Origin of the sequence: Bradyrhizobium sp. CCBAU 65884 (genome assembly GCF_028128835.1) — a bacterium.
In the GTDB taxonomy this organism is placed as follows: domain Bacteria; phylum Pseudomonadota; class Alphaproteobacteria; order Rhizobiales; family Xanthobacteraceae; genus Bradyrhizobium; species Bradyrhizobium ottawaense.
This window is the reverse complement of record NZ_LBJU01000097.1, coordinates 24,804-41,323: the sequence shown is the minus strand read 5'-3', so window position 1 is coordinate 41,323 and position 16,520 is coordinate 24,804. Positions and strand designations below refer to the sequence as shown.

Here is a 16,520-nt window from a genome sequence, read left to right as displayed (position 1 = left end):
CCTAGCCGGCGGGCGCAAATCCCTTGACCAGTAATACGGTCGCCTGCGCGCCCGCCTTGCGGTCGCGCGAAATCTCCTCGTAGTCGGGTGAGTTCGAGAAGGCGAGGAAGGCGGCCTCGTCCGGAAACGACATCATGACCAGCTTGTCGTGCGGCCACGCCCCTTCGAGCACGCGCGGTCGCTCATCGGCAGCGAGCAGCCGCCCATTGTACTTCCTGAACACATCGAAGAACCGCGCCTGATAGCGATCGTAGGCCGCGCGGTCGGTCATCTTCAATTGTGCAATCGCGTAGACGGTCATCTCAAGACTTCCTTCCCTTAGCGGCACAGCGCCGCAGCGCGGCGCCCGCCTCGTTCATTCATGGCGCGTTCACATCGCTGTCCGCAATTTAACCCCGGGAGCGACTGCAATTGAACAGGGATGACGCGGGCCGGGAACGAGCATCGCCACTCCGCTGTCCAGATTCAGGGAGAAGTCCATGCTGAGGAGTTTGGGTCTCCGGGCAGGCCCGATGCGCCTGCTCGGGATTGCAGCTGCGGCGACGCTGATGCTGTCGGCCGGAACCGCGCGTCGTGCTGAAGCGCTGACCTTGATCAATCCGGCGACGTCACCTGCGACGAAGGCCGCGGCCGACGACCTCGTCACGAAGGTTCGCCACGGCGGCGGTGGACATGGCGGTGGCGGGCATTTTCACGGTGGTGGAGGCTTCCGCGGTGGCGGAGGACATATCGGCGGTTTCCGCGGCGGTGGATTCCATGGCGGCCATATCGGCCGCTTCCGTGCTGCGCCGGCCTTCCATGGCGGCGGCTATCGCTATGGCGGCGTTCACCGCTACGGCGGATTTCATCGCTACGGGATCTATCGGCCTCACTACGGCCATCGCCACTTCCACCGGCGCTATTATGTCGGCGGCTATTATCCCTACTACCATCATCCGCGCCGCTGCCGGGTCATCTGGACCTATTACGGCCCGCGCCGCATCTGCCGCTGGCATCGCTGGCACCATCCGTATCGATATTGGTAAGCACGATCGAAGCGAAAAGGGCGCCTTAGCGGCGCCCTTTGTTTATCCGGTGGCCTAAAGCCAATCCTTCAGCTTCCACGATGCTGACTTCCACCGCATCAGGGTCTCGACCTTCCACTGCTTGAACATCGCAGGCGGCCAGCGGCTGAGCTTCGAGATCTCCTCGATCTCGGGCTTGGCGACGATGTGCAGGCGCGGCGCGCGCCGGCGGTGCTGGCGCGTGGCCTCGCCGATCAGGTCGACATATTCAGGCTTGTTGGCCATGGCGCGCGTCCTCGCGAAAACCTCGCGAGGACGAGAGTGTCAGGCGATCGTTTAACGGCGGTTTGCCGCGATCGCTACAATTGCAGGGACCGGCTTAGCGCCAGTCCCTGACGTCGACGAAATGACCCGCGATCGCCGCCGCTGCCGCCATCGCCGGCGACACCAGATGGGTGCGGCCCTTGAAGCCCTGGCGGCCCTCGAAATTGCGGTTCGAGGTCGAGGCGCAGCGCTCTTCCGGGGCCAGCTTGTCCGGGTTCATCGCGAGGCACATCGAGCAACCGGGCTCGCGCCATTCGAAGCCGGCCTTGATGAAGATCTTATCCAGACCTTCGGCTTCGGCCTGCTCCTTCACGAGGCCGGAGCCCGGCACGACCATGGCGTTGACATGCGCTGAGACGGTCTTGCCTTCGGCAATCTTCGCCGCCGCGCGCAAGTCCTCGATGCGGCCATTGGTGCAGGAGCCGATGAAGATGCGGTCGACCTTGATGTCGGTGATCTTGGTGCCCGCGGTGAGGCCCATGTACTTCAGCGCGCGGTGCTTGGAGAGACGCTTGGCCTCGTCCGCGATCTTGTCAGGGTCGGGCACGATGCCGGTCACGGAGATGACGTCCTCAGGGCTGGTGCCCCAGGTCACGATCGGCGGCAGCTTGGCGGCATCGAGGCGCAGCTCGTTGTCGAAATGCGCGCCCTCGTCGGAGCGCAACTTCTCCCAGTAGCGCATCGCCGCGTCCCAGTCGGCGCCCTTCGGGGCTTTGGGGCGGCCGCGCAGGAAGTCGAACGCTTTCTGGTCGGGCGCGACCAGGCCGGCGCGCGCGCCGCCTTCGATCGACATGTTGCAGACCGTCATGCGGCCTTCCATGCTGAGCGCGCTGATGGCGTCGCCGGCGTATTCCAGTACGTAGCCGGTGCCGCCCGCGGTGCCGATCTCGCCGATGATGGCGAGGATGATGTCCTTGCCCGTCACGCCGTCGGGCAATTTGCCATCGACGGTGACGCGCATGTTCTTCGCCTTCTTCTGGATCAGCGTCTGCGTCGCCAGCACGTGCTCGACCTCGCTAGTGCCGATGCCGTGCGCGAGCGCGCCGAACGCGCCATGCGTCGAGGTGTGGCTGTCACCGCAGACGATGGTGGTGCCGGGCAGGGTAAAGCCCTGCTCGGGACCGATGACGTGGACGACACCCTGGCGCTTGTCGAACTCGTTGTAATATTCGATGCCGAATTCCTTGGCGTTCTCGGCCAGCGCCTTGATCTGCTCGATGCTTTCAGGATCGGGATTCGGCTTTGTGCGATCGGTGGTCGGCACGTTGTGGTCGACCACGGCGAGCGTCTTCTCGGGCGCATGAACCTTGCGCCCCGTCGCGCGCAGGCCTTCGAACGCTTGCGGCGAGGTCACCTCGTGCACCAGATGGCGATCGATATAAAGCAGGCAGGTGCCGTCCTCGGCTTCGTGCACCAGATGGTCGTTCCAGATCTTGTCGTACAATGTGGTCGGCTTGGACATGAGCGTCAGCTCCGAAAGAACGTTGTGTCAGCGGATAGGCGCGCGCGGCGCGCGGGCAACAAAATCGTCAGCGCAGCTTTTAGGCTGCGCGCGTAAGCTCTGACGTTGCCGAGGTCGCGAAGCGTCCGAAGAACCGGCCAGGCAGCCGCGAGCGATCGTCGATGACGATGCGCTTGACGGGGGCGAGGCTGGCCGGATCTGGAAACATTCCAAGAATATATAGCAGGCCGAATTGGAAGCGCGAGTGGTTTGACGCGCACGGCTGACGCAACAAAAAAGCGCGGAGCCGAGCCCCGCGCTTTCGAAAACTTGCCTGATGGGGCGGAGCTTACTCGCCGACCGCGGTCTGGCGGTCCTGCTTCTCGACGATGCGGGCCGACTTGCCGCGAAGGCTGCGGAGGTAATAGAGCTTGGCGCGACGCACCTTGCCGCGGCGCACCACCTTGATCGAGTCGATCATCGGCGACATCACCGGGAACACGCGCTCCACGCCCTCGCCGTAGGAGATCTTGCGGACGGTGAAGCTCTCGTTGAGCCCACCGCCGGAACGGCCGATGCAGACGCCTTCATAGGCCTGCACGCGGGTGCGGTCGCCTTCGACGACCTTCACGTTGACGATCACGGTGTCGCCGGGACCGAATTCCGGGATGTCCTTGCCAGCGGACAGCTTGTCGAATTGCTCTTGCTCGAGCTGCTTGATCAGGTTCATGGGTAAATCTCCATCGGCGCGCCCAGCCGCAGATCGGGGGCTGCGCGAAATTCGTCTATCCAGCTATTGCGGATGTGGCCGCTCCTATAAGGCAAGCCGGAGCGTTTGTCACCCGTCTGTCTTGTTTTTTGGCGTTTTTTGGCGTCCCGCCCGATTCGGGGCCTTGGGGGGGATCTGGGCCCATAAATCCGGCCGCCGGGCCGCCGTGAGGGCCTCCGATTGCGCCCGTCGCCAGCTGGCAACCTTGGCGTGGTCGCCCGAGGTCAGGATATCAGGGATCGGAGCGGCCTCGAACAGCTGCGGCCGGGTGTATTGGGGGTATTCGAGCAGGCCGTCGGAGAAGCTCTCCTCGGTTCCCGAGGCCTCCTTGCCCATCACGCCCGGCAGCAGCCGCACGCAGGCGTCGATCAGGGCCAAAGCGGCGATTTCGCCCCCGGACAGCACGTAATCCCCGATCGAGACCTCTTCCAGGCCCCGCCCGTCGATCACCCGCTGGTCGATCCCCTCGAAGCGCCCGCAGACGATCAGGGGGCCGGGGCCCTGGGCGAGCTCTGTGACGCGGGCCTGGGTCAATGGCCGACCCCTCGGGCTCATCAGCAGCCGCGGCCGCTCGGGGGCGATCTCGGCGGCATCGATGGCCGCCGCCAGAACATCCGCCCGCAGCACCATGCCCGGCCCGCCGCCGGCCGGGGTGTCGTCAACGCTGCGGTGGCGGTCGGTGGCGGACGCCCGGATGTCCCGCGCCTCGATCTCCCACAGCCCGGAGGCCAGCGCCCGGCCGGCCAGGCTCACGCCGAGCGGCCCCGGAAACATCTCCGGAAACAGCGTCAGCACCGTCGCGCGCCAGGGTGAGGGGGTTGTCATCGGATCTCAATTCTCGTCGTTCCGGACAAGCGCAGCGCAGATCCGGGACCCATAACCACCGCAGCCAGTTTTGCGATGGCTGGAGCCATCAGCTTAGCCAAAAACCACGGCCTGTGGTTATGGGTCCCCGCGTTCGCGGGGACGACTCGTGGAGGGATCATTGTCATCGCCCTCGATCTCCTGCGGCAGCGCGATCACGACGCGGCCGCCTTTGAGATCGACCTCCGGCACCACTGCGTTCGAGAACGGCAGCAGCATCGTCGTGCCCTTGGGTGGAGCGATCTCGATGATGTCGCCGGCGCCGAAATTATGGATCGCGAGCACGCGGCCGAGCGCATCGCCTTCCGTGGTGACGGCGGCGAGCCCGATCAGGTCGGTGTGGTAATATTCGTCCTCATCCGTCGCGGGCAGTTTTTCGCGCGCGACGTAGAGCTCGATGCCGTTGAGGCGCTCGGCCTCATCGCGGGTCGTGACGCCCTTGAACGTCGCGACCAGATGATCTTTTGCCTCGCGCGCCGTTGCGACCTCGAACTGGCGCTTGCCGTCCTTGGACAGCAGCGGACCGTAGCTCCTGACGGCAAAGGGATCCTCGGTGAAGGTCCACAATTTGACCGCACCGCGCACACCATGCGCGGCGCCGATCCGCGCGACGCAGACCAGCGCCGACATGATTTAGCCTTAGCCCTTCGCGGCGGCTTCGGCCTGCGCCTTGCGCTCCTTGCGCGGCACGGCCTTCTCGGGGTTGTTGCGCGCTTCGCGCTTCTTGACGCCGGCAGCGTCGAGGAAACGCGCCACGCGGTCGGACGGCTGCGCGCCCTTGGCGAGCCAGGCCTTCACCTTGTCCATGTCGAGCTTCAGGCGAGTCTCGTTGTCCTTCGGCAGAAGCGGGTTGAAATAGCCGAGACGCTCGATGAAGCGGCCATCGCGGGGGAAGCGCGAGTCGGCGACGACGACGTGATAGACGGGACGCTTCTTGGTGCCTGCGCGGGCGAGGCGGATAACGACGGACATTCAGTTCTCCTTCAAAGTACAGTTTGTTCGGTTGATTGGTATTTTCGCGCCGCGCGAGACCGTGCGATCCCTCGTGACGAATTCCTCATTTCTTCTTGCCGGGAAAACCGCCGAGGCCCGGCAGCATCGGCTTGCCGCTGAGGCCCGTGAGCCCTGGCACATTCGGCAGGCCCTGACGCAAGCCGGCAGGCAGATCCTTCGGCAAATTGGGCAGACCCTGTCCGCCGCCGCTCTGCATCTTCTCCTGCAGCGCCTTCATCTCTTCCGGCGAGGGCGGCTTCATGCCGCCGCCAAAGCCCATGGCCTGCGCGATGCCGGCGAGCGGGCCGCGCTTGCCCGAGCCCATCGCCTTCATCACGTCAGCCATGTTCCGGTGCATCTTGAGCAGCTTGTTGACCTGCTCGACGCTCTGGCCTGAGCCCGCAGCGATACGCTTCTTGCGGCTGGCCTTGAGCAGATCGGGATGACGGCGCTCGTCGCGCGTCATGGAATCGATCACCGCGACCTGGCGCTTCAAGATCTTGTCGTCGATGCCGGCGGCCGCGATCTGGTTCTTCATCTTGGCGATGCCGGGCATCATGCCCATCAGCCCGCTGATGCCGCCCATGCTGGCCATCTGCAACAGCTGCTCGCGCATGTCGTTGAGGTCGAACTGACCCTTGCGCATGCGCTCGGCGGTGCGCGCGGCCTTCTCCGCGTCGATATTGGCGGCGGCGCGCTCGACCAGCGACACCACGTCGCCCATGCCGAGGATGCGGCCGGCGATACGGTCGGGATGGAAGTCTTCCAGCGCGTCGGTCTTTTCACCGGTGCCGATCAGCTTGATCGGCTTGCCGGTGACCGCGCGCATCGACAGCGCGGCACCGCCGCGGCCGTCGCCGTCGACGCGCGTCAGCACGATGCCGGTGAGGCCGACGCGCTGATCGAACGCGCGGGCGAGGTTCACCGCGTCCTGGCCGGTGAGGGAGTCCGCAACCAGCAGCACTTCATGCGGGTTCGCGGCCGCTTTGATTGCAGCCGCTTCCGCCATCATGTCTTCGTCGAGCGTGGTGCGGCCGGCGGTGTCGAGCAGCACGATGTCGTAGCCGCCGAGCTTGCCGGCTTCCATCGCGCGCTTGGCGATCTGCGGCGGCTGCTGGCCGGCGACGATCGGCAGCGTCGGAATGTCGAGGTCGCGGCCGAGCACGGCCAGCTGCTCCATCGCCGCCGGACGGTAGACGTCGAGCGAGGCCATCAGCACCTTGCGCTTGTCGCGCTGGACCAGGCGGCGGGCGAGCTTTGCGGTGGTGGTCGTCTTGCCCGAGCCCTGCAGGCCGACCATCATGATCGGCACCGGCGGCACGGAATTGACGTCGATGGTCTGGCTTTCGGCGCCGAGCGTGTTGATCAGCTCGTCATGGACGATCTTGACCACCATCTGGCCGGGCGTGACCGACTTGACGACGGTGGCGCCGATCGCCTGCTCGCGCACGCGCTCGGTGAAGCTGCGAACCACCTCGAGCGCGACGTCGGCCTCCAGCAGCGCGCGGCGCACCTCGCGCATCGCGGCATCGACGTCCTTTTCGGTCAGCGCACCGCGCCCCGTCAGACGATCGAGAATTCCGCCAAGCCGTTCCGACAGATTGTCGAACAATGCCGTTGTCCTCTTTTACCTCTCCCCGCTCGCGGGGAGAGGTCGGATCGCCCTTGCGATCCGGGTGAGGGGGTACGGGACCGTCTACGCGCACCATGCGCGGAGAGAGCCCCTCACCCCGACCCTCTCCCCGCAAGAGCGGGGCGAGGGAGAAGAAAGTCCAAACACCTTTACGCCCGAGGGCGCACAGCGCTGTCGGGCGTTGACCTCCGGCCTCGAGGACCAGTCGGCGGGTCGAAAAGAAAGCCTTTCCGAGAAAGTGGCGGGGTTAAACGCCGCTCACGCCCAAAAGTCAAGGAAAGTTAGGGCGCCGGAATGTCTCTGCCAAGGTAACATCTTGAAAATACGTCGCTTTCGACTGCAGGTTCCTTTTCCGTTTGCCTCGCCCATATAGAAGGTGATGACTTACCTCCGCCACCAGTCCTGAAGCCCGCCGTGCCGATCACCCGCCGCCGCCTGTTCGGACTGCTTGCCGGGGCCGGCGCCCTGGTCGGTGTCCCGTCCCTTTGGATGTCCCGCATGAAAACCTACGACGGTCCCGCCTCCGACCATTTCGACGGTCTGAACTTCTTCGATCCGGACGGCGCGCCGCCGAAATCGCTTCGGGAGGTGCTGCGTTGGCAGCTCGGCGGCAAGCGGCAGCGCGCCACCTGGCCCGACTGGGCGCCCAGCCCCCATGCCGACACGCCGCCGGCGCGGGTCGACGGCGACAAGGTGCGGCTCTCCTTCGTCGGGCATGCCAGCTGGCTGATCCAGACCGGCGGCCTCAACATTCTGGTCGACCCCGTCTGGTCGACGCGGGTCTCGCCGGTCGCCTGGGCCGGGCCGAAGCGGCACAACGATCCCGGCATCGCCTTCGAGAAGCTGCCGAAGATCGACGTCGTGCTGGTCTCGCACGGCCATTACGATCATCTCGACATCGCGACGCTGTCGCGGCTCACCAAGAATTTTGCTCCGCGCGTGGTGACCCCGCTCGGCAACGACGTGACGATGCGCAGCTGGGATTCCACGATCAAGGTTGAAGCCTTCGACTGGCATGACCGCGTCGACCTCGGCGGGGGCATCGCCGTGCACCTGGTGCCGACCCGGCACTGGACGGCGCGCGGCATGTTCGATCGCAACAAGGCGCTGTGGGCGAGTTTCGTGCTGGAGACGCCGGCCGGAAAAATCTACGTCGTCTGCGATTCCGGCTATGGCGATGGCCGGCATTTCCGCCGTGTCGCCGAGAAGCATGGGAAGCTGCGACTGGCGATTCTCCCCATCGGCGCCTACGAGCCGCGCTGGTTCATGCGCGACCAGCACATGAATCCGGAGGACGCGGTGAAGGCGCTACGCGATTGCGGCGCCGAGGCCGCGCTCGGGCATCATCACGGCACGTTCCAGCTCACGGATGAGGCGATCGACGCGCCGGCCAAGGCGCTGCTCGAGGCGCTGGATGCTGCGAAGATTCCGCAGGAGAAGTTCGTGGCGATGAAGCCGGGGCAGGTGGTGGAGATTTAGGTCTCGCTGTCGTCCCGGACAAGCGAAGCGAAGCGGAGCGTAGATCCGGGACCCATACCCACAGGGAGTGGTTTGGCGAAGACTCGGAGTGGGAGAGTTGCCTCACACTCCTCCCTGTGGTTATGGGTCCCCGCCTTCGCGGGGACGACCACCGTTGTTTGAGCGGGCAGCGTGCCTCTTTCGGCCTACTGCCCCGCTTTGATCGCCCAGCTCACATTCACCGTCACCGACAGCGTCTCCTCGCCGGGCGCAACCGCGGCTTGCGGTGCTGCCATCGGCGCTGTTGCCATCCGCGCCTTGAACAGCGGCACCGGGGCGCCGCCCTCGGACACGCTGAGCGGAGCGCCCAGCGTGACGCCGGTGGCCTTGGCGTAGATCTCGGCCTTGCGGCGCGCGTCCACGACCGCCTGCTCGCGCGCGTCGTCGAGCAGTTTTGACGCCTGCGTCACCTCGAAGGAGATGTTGCCGATGTCGTTGGCGCCGGCGCTGACCAGCGTGTCGATGATGCCGGCGACCTTGGTCACGTCGCGGATTTTTACGGTGACGCGGTTGCTGGCGCGGAAGCCGACCACCGGGGATGCGCCGGTGGATTTGTTCTGGCCGTATTGCGGTTGCAGCGACAGCCGCGAGGTCTGGTAATCCTTCTCGGCGATGCCGGCGCCCTTCAAAGCCAGCAGCACCTTGCCCATCGCGGCGTTGTTGGCATCGGATGCTTCCTTCGCTGTCTTGGCGTCGTTGGCGACGCCGGCGTCGATCTGCGCGAGATCGGGCGCCGCAGAAATGTTGGCTTCGCCGCTCACCGTAATGGCGGATGGAAAATCATCGGCAAGCGCGGGCGTTGTCAGCAGCGTGGCGGCGAAAACGGCGGCAAGGGACGTAGCAAGTACGGCAGTCTTTTTCATTGGTCTCACTTCAGCGGCACGAAAACGTTGATCACGAGCTTGTCCTCTGCCGTCTTGAGTGGATCGGTGAGGTATTCCTCGATGAAGGTGTCCTTGGCTTCCAGTCTCTTGTCGTCGAGGTGATTGGTGATCGCCTCGTAGGTGTTGTCCATGTTGTCGTAGGAACCGCGATGGACGAATTTCAGCACCTTGCCCTCCGGCGACTTGCCGATGCTCATGTCCTTGGCCAGGTTCTTGGGATCCTGCTCGACCGGGATCTCGGCAAGGAAGGTGAAGCCGGTATCGTCGGTCGAGGTGTAGACGATCATCGCATTGCCGGCATGCTTGATGCTCTGCTTGTCCAGGAGCGTATTCAGCGCCTTGAAAGCGTCGATCAGCGTGTCGAAGGCCGAGTCCCAATTGGCAGTGCCCTTGACCATCACGACCTTCTTCGCCTCGAGCGTGGTTTCCAGGCCGAACGGATCGGCGGTCTGCACCGGGGCAGGTGTTGCCGCCGCCGCCGGCGGCGGGGCCGTGGGGCTGGGTGAGGCACTGGCTGCGGGCGAGGGCGACGTTGTCGGGGCCGGCGACGCGCTGGCGGCAGGCGACGGCGCGGGTGAGGCCGTCGCCGATGGGGCAGGCGAGGCGCTCGCGGCCGGGGCGGGAGAAGCCGATGGGGCCGGCGAGGGACTTGCCGAGGCCGCCGGTGCCGGGCTCGGAGTTTGCGCCAGAACCTCGGGCAGGCCAAGCGACAAGGCCGCTGCCGGGATCAGCGCGGCCAGAGCAAGACGACGAAACCTCATCATTTTTATTCTCCCCAAGGCCTTAACCAAGGCCCTTCATCAGCAAGACCTTGCCCACCAAGGCCTAATCCGGCTTGAGCCCGGCCGCGCATCCCGGTTCGCGACGAACTTTCGCCGTTCTAACACGTGGGTGCCAAATTCGTCCCATGACAGATGCGTCATGGCAGTCCTCCTGGCAGTCCTCCTGGCGCCCGGCGGCAAATCACTGGCCAAGCCGCCAAGGATCGCCATATAAGACAGGCGAAATTCGGGAATTTTCATGAGCGCGCTGGCCAACCACGCATTTGCCAAGATGAACGGCATCGGCAACGAGATCGTCGTTGTCGACATGCGCGATTCCGCAGCAAAGGTGACGCCGGACGACGCCCGCGCGGTGGCGTCCGCGAACGGTGGCGTGGCCTACGACCAGCTCATGGTGCTGCAGAAGCCGCGGCTCGACGGCACCGAAGCCTTCATCCGCATCTACAACAGCGATGGCTCCGAGGCCGGTGCCTGCGGCAACGGCATGCGCTGTGTGGTGCGGCGCATCTTCGAGAAGAACGGGCAGACCGCCGCGACGTTCGAGACGGCGGCCGGCTTGCTCAATGCCTGGCAGGGCCCGGCGCCCGATCTCTACACCGTCGATATGGGCGCGCCGAAGTTCGGCTGGCAGGACATTCCGCTGGCGGAAGAGTTCCGTGATACCCGCTACATCGAATTGCAGATCGGGCCGATCGACAATCCCATCCTGCATTCGCCCTCCGTGTTGAGCATGGGCAATCCGCATGCGATCTTCTGGGTCGACGACGTCGACGCCTATGATCTCGAGCGTTTCGGTCCGCTGCTCGAAAACCACCCGATCTTCCCGGAGCGCGCCAACATCACGCTCGCCCATATCGTCGATGACAAGCACATCACGATCCGCACCTGGGAGCGCGGTGCCGGCCTGACCAGGGCCTGCGGCTCGGCGGCCTGCGCCACGGCCGTCGGTGCGGCCCGCCTGAAGCGGGCCGAGCGCAAGGTCGAGATCACGCTGCCCGGCGGCAAGCTCGGCATCGAATGGCGCGAACGCGACGATCACGTGCTGATGACGGGCACGGCGACCTTCGAATATGAGGGCAGATTCGATCCGGCGCTGTTTGCGCCGGCCGCCTGATGGCCGTCGACGTCGTCACCTTCGGCTGCCGCCTCAATGCTTTCGAGGCCGAAGTGATCCGCCGCGAGGCCGAGGGTGCTGGCCTTTCAGACACCATCGTCATCAACAGTTGCGCCGTCACCAACGAGGCGGTGGCGCAGGCGCGGCAATCGATCCGCAAACTGAAGCGCGAACGGCCCGAGGCGCGCATCGTCGTCACCGGTTGCGCGGCGCAGACGCAAGCTGCGATGTTCGCCGACATGACCGAGGTCGATCGCGTCGTCGGCAATGACGACAAGATGCGGTCATCCACGTGGCGCGAGGCCCGCGATGCCTTCGATCTCGGTGCCGGCGAGAAGATCGCCGTCAGCGACATCATGGCCGTGAGGGAGATGGCGCCGCATCTCATCGACGGCTATACGAGCGGCCTGCCGCGCGTGTTCGTGCAGGTGCAGAACGGCTGCGACCATCGCTGCACCTTCTGCATCATCCCCTATGGCCGCGGCAATTCGCGCTCGGTACCGATGGGCGCGGTGGTCGAGCAGGTGCGGACGCTGGCCGAGCGCGGCCATGCCGAGATCGTGCTGACCGGTGTCGATCTCACCAGCTACGGCACTGACCTTCCGGGCGCGCCGAAGCTCGGCATGCTGACGAAGCAGATCTTGCGGCATGTGCCGGAACTCAGGCGCCTGCGCATCTCCTCGATCGATTCGATCGAGGTGGATGCTGATCTGCTTGACGCCATCGCCGGCGATGCGCGGCTGATGCCGCATCTGCATCTGTCGCTGCAGTCCGGCGACGACATGATCCTGAAGCGGATGAAGCGGCGGCATTCACGGCAGGACGCGATCGCGTTCTGCGAGCAGGTGCGCCGCCTGCGCCCCGATGTGCTGTTCGGTGCCGACATCATCGCGGGTTTCCCGACCGAGACGGAGGAGATGTTTTCGCGCTCGCTCGATCTGGTCGAGGAATGCGGCCTGACATTCCTGCACGTCTTCCCCTATTCACCTCGCCCCGGCACGCCGGCCGCACGGATGCCGCAGGTGGCGGGGCCGGCGATCAAGGAGCGCGCGACGCGGCTGCGGGCAGCTGGCGAGATGGCGCTACGCAAGCGGCTGCAAGCCGAAATCGGTGCCACGCGCGATGTGCTGATCGAGAGTGAGGGCCAGGGCCGCACGGAGCATTACCTGCCGGTGGCGATCGCTGGCGAGCGGGTGGGAAGCGTGGTGTCGCTGCGGATCGTTGGCGGCGATGGTGAGCGACTGACTACTTAGTCGGGCTACGGCGAGTTGGACGCGCTATATCCCCAGCGTCGTCCCTGCGAACGCAGGGACCCATACCGCGTGATTTATCGGTTGCGGATGGTCGCAGTACCGAATTCCGAATCTTCGCCAAACGTCTCCCTTGGTTATGGGTCCCTGCGTTCGCAGGGACGACACCGAGGGTGTGGATATGCCTGCCCAAATAGCGCGCCCCTACGACGCCCTGACCTGCCAGAAGCGCAGCGTCCGCTTTGCATTCTCCGGCGTCATCCGCGCAAAGTGCCCTTGCGCTCTTGCAAGATCGGCCGGCTTCATGGCGCCTGTGGCAAAGCGGCTTTCGAGCACGGCGGTCGTGGTCTCCCAGCTGAGCTGCGCCGCCTTGCACGGCACCAGCAAGCCGTCGTCGCGCAGGCTCTGCATCAGCGGGCGGATCACCTCGACGGTTGATCCGGACAATGCGGCCAGCGCTGCGGCGGTCTCTTCATAGCGCCGCTGCGTGGCGAAACCGAGCAGCGTCGCTTCGCTGAGCTGGCCGGTCGCCTTGAGCATTGCAATCGCCCGCTTGGCACCTTCGAAATCGCGGACGCCCGACATCTCGCGATCGACACCGACGGTGACGGCGGCGATCGCGCTCTGGATTTCCTCGAACAGATGCGGCGGCGCGCGCGACAGCAGGCGGGCGCGCACGGCATCGCTGGCCGAGCGCAGCAATCGGCGGCGCAGTTCCGACGGCAGGTCGACGCGGACGCCGACGCTGACGGCAAGTTCGGGATCGGCCTCGGCCTGCCCGATTATGACGGCGAATCCGTTTCCGGAGACGCGCGCGCCGGGATTGGCAGCGAGCCGCCGGTTGACGCTGGGATAGCGGCGCGCCAGAAGTGCGTCGGTGACGATCTCCTTCAACCACCAGCGGCCGGCGATCGCGAGCAGATGCGGCTCGCCCTTGGATGATGCGATCTTCACCAGCTCGCCGTCGTCGAGGCGGGCGGATTCCTGCAGCACGGGACCGGCGATGCGGATCTCGTCATTGCTGGCGAGGCGGCGGATCACCGAGGGCGGCGCCTGCGCGATCGGCGCCAGCTGCGCGCTGATCTCGGCGAGCGCGATGCGTGCGCCCATGTCGGCAAGCGCGCGCAGCTCGATGGTGCCGATCAGGCGCTCGAGCACCTCGTCGAACAGCGCGATCTGCTCGTCGTCGAAACTGCCTGCGGAGGAGAGGAACAGATCGGTGACGCGCCGGGCGGTTTCCAGGCCCTTTTCCGCCGAGCCTGCGCGAATCGCGGATTCGACCTCTTCGATGATCGATAGCTCAGCCTTGGACATCACGCCTTGCTCGTCCTGAGCGGTTACAGAAGCTTGTTCTAAGCAACCGTCATCATTAGCGCCGAGCGCTGAACGTTTCGTAAACCATGGGCGGAAGGCGAGTGCCGACCCTCATCCTCAGGAGCCCGCAAAGCGGGCGTCTCGAAGGATGGCCGCGGGCGAGATGCGGGCCTTTCTTGGCGGCCTGCTCACCCTGAGGGTCTAAAAGATTATTCCCCGTTCCAGCCGCAGGCGCGGAGCTTTTCGTGCATGTGGGGCGGGGCCGGCGCCACGACGCGGACGGGCTCCTTGTTCCGGGAGATCGGCACCACGATCTCGCGGGAATGCAGATGCAGCTTTGGCTCGCCGAAACGCGGGCCGTTGCCGTAAATGTTATCGCCGAAGATCGGCCAGCCGGTCGCGGCCGAATGCACCCGCAATTGATGGGTCCGCCCGGTCACCGGTTCCATGGCCAGCCAGGTGAAACCGTCACCCCGGCCCATTACTTTCCAGTTCGTGATCGCCTTCTGTCCCTCAGGATCAGGCTTCTGCCACCAGCCCCGTTCGGCGTTGAGCCGGCCGAGCGGCATGTCGATGGTGCCCTCGTCCTCGGCGGGGCCGCCCTCGACCACGGTCCAGTAGGTCTTGCCGATCTTGCCATGCTTGAAGAGGAGGCCGAGCGAGGCCGTTGCCTTGCGGTGGCGGCCGAGCACGAGGCAGCCGGAGGTGTCCTTGTCCAGCCGGTGGGCGAGCACCGGCGGCCGCGGCAGGCCGAAGCAGAGCGCGTCGAACGAGGCCTCCAGATTGGCGCCGCCCTTGGGACCGCGATGCACCGGCAGGCCGGCCGGCTTGTCGATGATCAGCATCAGCCCGTCGCGATGGAGCACGCGGGCCAGAATTTCATCGGCCGTCAATTGGGGAACATCGAGCAATTGCAATACTTTCGGTCAAGACTTTCGTTTGGCAGCCGGAACGGCTAACACACCCCCGCCATGAACGATACCACGTCAGATCCCCCCAAGCTGAGCTGGTGGCGCCGCCTGTCCAACGGGCTGAAGCGCACCTCGTCCTCGCTCGGGACCGCGGTCGCCGACCTCGTCACCAAGCGCAAGCTCGACCGCGCCATGCTCGACGACATCGAGGACGTGCTGCTGCGCGCCGATCTCGGCACGTCAGTCGCGGTGAGGATCGCGGACGCCGTCGGCACCGGACGCTACGACAAGGCGATCTCGGCGGACGAGGTCAAGGACGTCGTCGCCACCGAGGTCGAGAAGGTGCTGGCGCCGGTGGCAAAGCCGCTCGAGATCGATACGGCCAGGAAGCCGTTCGTGATCCTCGTGGTCGGGGTCAACGGCTCGGGCAAGACCACCACCATCGGAAAACTCTCGCAGAAATTCGCCTCCGAAGGCCGCAAGGTGATGCTGGCCGCCGGCGACACGTTTCGCGCTGCGGCGATCGAGCAGCTCAAGGTGTGGGGCGAGCGGACGAAGACGCCCGTGATCGCGGGCGCGCAGGGCTCGGATTCGGCGAGCCTTGCCTTCAACGCGCTGACGGCGGCGAAGGAGCAGAATATCGACGTGCTCCTGATCGACACCGCCGGCCGGCTGCAGAACAAGGCCGAGCTGATGAACGAGCTCGAAAAGGTCGTGCGTGTGATCCGCAAGGTGGATGACACTGCGCCGCATGCCGTGCTGCTTGTGCTCGATGCCACCGTCGGTCAGAACGCGCTGTCGCAGGTCGAGGCCTTCCATCGCACCGCCGGGGTCACCGGCCTCGTGATGACGAAGCTCGACGGCACTGCGCGCGGCGGCATTCTGGTGGCGCTCGCGGAGAAGTTCAAACTGCCGGTGCATTTCATCGGCGTCGGCGAAGGCGTCGACGATCTCGCGCCGTTCACCGCGCGCGACTTCGCCCGCGCCATTGCCGGAATCGAAAGCTGAAGAATGGACAAGACCCAGCCGCATCCGCTGTTCAAGCTGGCGACCGAGCTCGGGCCGCTGCTCGTGTTCTTCTTCGTGAATGCGAAGTTCAATCTGTTCGCGGCGACCGGCGCCTTCATGGTCGCGATCGTGGCGGCGATGGTCGCCTCCTATGTGGTGACGCGCCACATTCCGATCATGGCGATCGTCACGGGCGTGATCGTGCTGGTGTTCGGTACGCTGACGCTGGTGCTGCACGACGAGACCTTCATCAAGCTCAAGCCGACCATCATCTACGGCCTGTTCGCTGCGATCCTCGGCGGCGGCCTGTTGTTCGGCCGCTCCTTCATCGCCGTCATGTTCGACCAGATGTTCAATCTGACGCCGCAGGGCTGGCGCATCCTCACCCTGCGCTGGGCGCTGTTCTTTGCCGGCATGGCGGTGCTGAACGAGATCGTCTGGCGCACCCAGAGCACCGACTTCTGGGTGAACTTCAAGGTGTTCGGCGTGACCCCGTTGACCATGGTCTTCGCCATCGCCCAGATGCCGCTGACCAAGCGCTACCACCTCGAGCCGGCGTCGCTGGAAGCGAGCGAGGCGGACGCGGGGGATGTCAGGAAGGGGTAAGCTCTCGTGTCCCGGACGCGCGAAGCGCGAGCCGGGACCCAGGCTCTTTCCGGCAATGCGGCCGTGGCGAGATGGGCCCCGGCTCTGCAGCGCATCGACGAAGGA

At 65.4% G+C, this 16,520-nt stretch carries 18 protein-coding genes; 6 read left to right on the top strand and 12 right to left on the bottom strand.

All coding sequences use genetic code 11. The features are described from left to right. Nucleotide 1 precedes the first annotated feature (1 nt). Nucleotides 2-301 carry a DUF1330 domain-containing protein gene (locus XI03_RS08745; protein ID WP_095425494.1) on the bottom strand — a complete coding sequence of 100 codons (300 nt, stop codon included), beginning with the start codon at nt 299-301 and terminating at the stop codon, nt 2-4. A gap of 178 nt (nt 302-479) precedes the next feature. Here XI03_RS08745 and XI03_RS08740 point away from each other — a divergent pair, with 178 nt between their 5' ends. Further along, complete coding sequence (locus XI03_RS08740; RefSeq protein WP_271591886.1) at nt 480-1,025, top strand: hypothetical protein; 546 nt, start codon at nt 480-482, stop codon at nt 1,023-1,025. Between the two features lie 54 nt (nt 1,026-1,079). Here XI03_RS08740 and XI03_RS08735 read toward each other — a convergent pair whose 3' ends face one another. The 7 genes from XI03_RS08735 to ffh all read right to left on the bottom strand — a co-directional run bounded on the left by XI03_RS08735 (nt 1,080) and on the right by ffh (nt 7,007). After that, complete coding sequence (locus XI03_RS08735; RefSeq protein WP_097669021.1) at nt 1,080-1,289, bottom strand: hypothetical protein; 210 nt, start codon at nt 1,287-1,289, stop codon at nt 1,080-1,082. A gap of 94 nt (nt 1,290-1,383) precedes the next feature. Beyond that, complete coding sequence (leuC, locus tag XI03_RS08730; RefSeq protein ID WP_028139250.1) at nt 1,384-2,790, bottom strand: 3-isopropylmalate dehydratase large subunit; 1,407 nt, start codon at nt 2,788-2,790, stop codon at nt 1,384-1,386. A 328-nt stretch (nt 2,791-3,118) separates the two neighbouring features. Beyond that, entirely contained in the window at nt 3,119-3,499 is a 381-nt protein-coding gene (gene rplS / locus XI03_RS08725; protein ID WP_028139249.1) for a 50S ribosomal protein L19, read from the bottom strand. A gap of 108 nt (nt 3,500-3,607) precedes the next feature. Then, nucleotides 3,608-4,363: a tRNA (guanosine(37)-N1)-methyltransferase TrmD gene (trmD, locus tag XI03_RS08720; protein WP_271591885.1), complete on the bottom strand. Its 756-nt coding sequence runs from the start codon at nt 4,361-4,363 to the stop codon at nt 3,608-3,610. 117 nt (nt 4,364-4,480) lie between these two features. Then, nucleotides 4,481-5,032, bottom strand: a complete 552-nt coding sequence (gene rimM, locus XI03_RS08715; RefSeq protein ID WP_212428919.1) for a ribosome maturation factor RimM — start codon at nt 5,030-5,032, stop codon at nt 4,481-4,483. 9 nt (nt 5,033-5,041) lie between these two features. Next, nucleotides 5,042-5,374 (bottom strand): 30S ribosomal protein S16, encoded by a 333-nt coding sequence (gene rpsP / locus XI03_RS08710; protein ID WP_008133080.1) that lies wholly within the window; start codon nt 5,372-5,374, stop codon nt 5,042-5,044. Between the two features lie 85 nt (nt 5,375-5,459). Further along, nucleotides 5,460-7,007 carry a signal recognition particle protein gene (ffh, locus tag XI03_RS08705; protein WP_271591884.1) on the bottom strand — a complete coding sequence of 516 codons (1,548 nt, stop codon included), beginning with the start codon at nt 7,005-7,007 and terminating at the stop codon, nt 5,460-5,462. A 435-nt stretch (nt 7,008-7,442) separates the two neighbouring features. Here ffh and XI03_RS08700 point away from each other — a divergent pair, with 435 nt between their 5' ends. Beyond that, on the top strand, nt 7,443-8,507 hold the full coding sequence (locus XI03_RS08700; protein ID WP_271591883.1) for an MBL fold metallo-hydrolase: 1,065 nt from the start codon (nt 7,443-7,445) through the stop codon (nt 8,505-8,507). A gap of 185 nt (nt 8,508-8,692) precedes the next feature. Here XI03_RS08700 and XI03_RS08695 read toward each other — a convergent pair whose 3' ends face one another. Next, entirely contained in the window at nt 8,693-9,409 is a 717-nt protein-coding gene (locus XI03_RS08695; RefSeq protein ID WP_271591882.1) for an SIMPL domain-containing protein, read from the bottom strand. Nucleotides 9,410-9,414: 5 nt separating this feature from the next. Next, nucleotides 9,415-10,194 carry a GyrI-like domain-containing protein gene (locus tag XI03_RS08690; RefSeq protein WP_271591881.1) on the bottom strand — a complete coding sequence of 260 codons (780 nt, stop codon included), beginning with the start codon at nt 10,192-10,194 and terminating at the stop codon, nt 9,415-9,417. Nucleotides 10,195-10,450: 256 nt separating this feature from the next. Here XI03_RS08690 and dapF point away from each other — a divergent pair, with 256 nt between their 5' ends. Beyond that, a complete protein-coding gene (gene dapF / locus XI03_RS08685) occupies nt 10,451-11,326 on the top strand; it encodes a diaminopimelate epimerase (RefSeq protein WP_271591880.1) in 876 nt (291 codons plus the stop codon). Next, a complete protein-coding gene (mtaB, locus tag XI03_RS08680; RefSeq protein ID WP_271591879.1) occupies nt 11,326-12,579 on the top strand; it encodes a tRNA (N(6)-L-threonylcarbamoyladenosine(37)-C(2))-methylthiotransferase MtaB in 1,254 nt (417 codons plus the stop codon). Before dapF ends, mtaB begins: the two co-directional genes overlap by 1 nt. 201 nt (nt 12,580-12,780) lie before the next feature. Here the strand turns inward: mtaB and XI03_RS08675 are convergent, their stop codons facing one another. Together XI03_RS08675 and XI03_RS08670 are read right to left on the bottom strand one after the other, a co-directional pair. Then, a complete protein-coding gene (locus XI03_RS08675) occupies nt 12,781-13,890 on the bottom strand; it encodes a DUF2336 domain-containing protein (protein ID WP_271591878.1) in 1,110 nt (369 codons plus the stop codon). 209 nt (nt 13,891-14,099) lie between these two features. Further along, nucleotides 14,100-14,801, bottom strand: coding sequence for an RluA family pseudouridine synthase (locus tag XI03_RS08670; RefSeq protein ID WP_028139239.1), 702 nt, complete (start codon nt 14,799-14,801; stop codon nt 14,100-14,102). A gap of 60 nt (nt 14,802-14,861) precedes the next feature. On the opposite strand from XI03_RS08670, the gene ftsY reads away from it, so the two are divergent. Both ftsY and XI03_RS08660 read left to right on the top strand, forming a co-directional pair. Then, nucleotides 14,862-15,809, top strand: a complete 948-nt coding sequence (gene ftsY, locus XI03_RS08665) for a signal recognition particle-docking protein FtsY (RefSeq protein ID WP_028139238.1) — start codon at nt 14,862-14,864, stop codon at nt 15,807-15,809. Nucleotides 15,810-15,812: 3 nt separating this feature from the next. Further along, nucleotides 15,813-16,415 carry a septation protein A gene (locus XI03_RS08660; protein WP_028139237.1) on the top strand — a complete coding sequence of 201 codons (603 nt, stop codon included), beginning with the start codon at nt 15,813-15,815 and terminating at the stop codon, nt 16,413-16,415. Nucleotides 16,416-16,520: the final 105 nt, after the last annotated feature.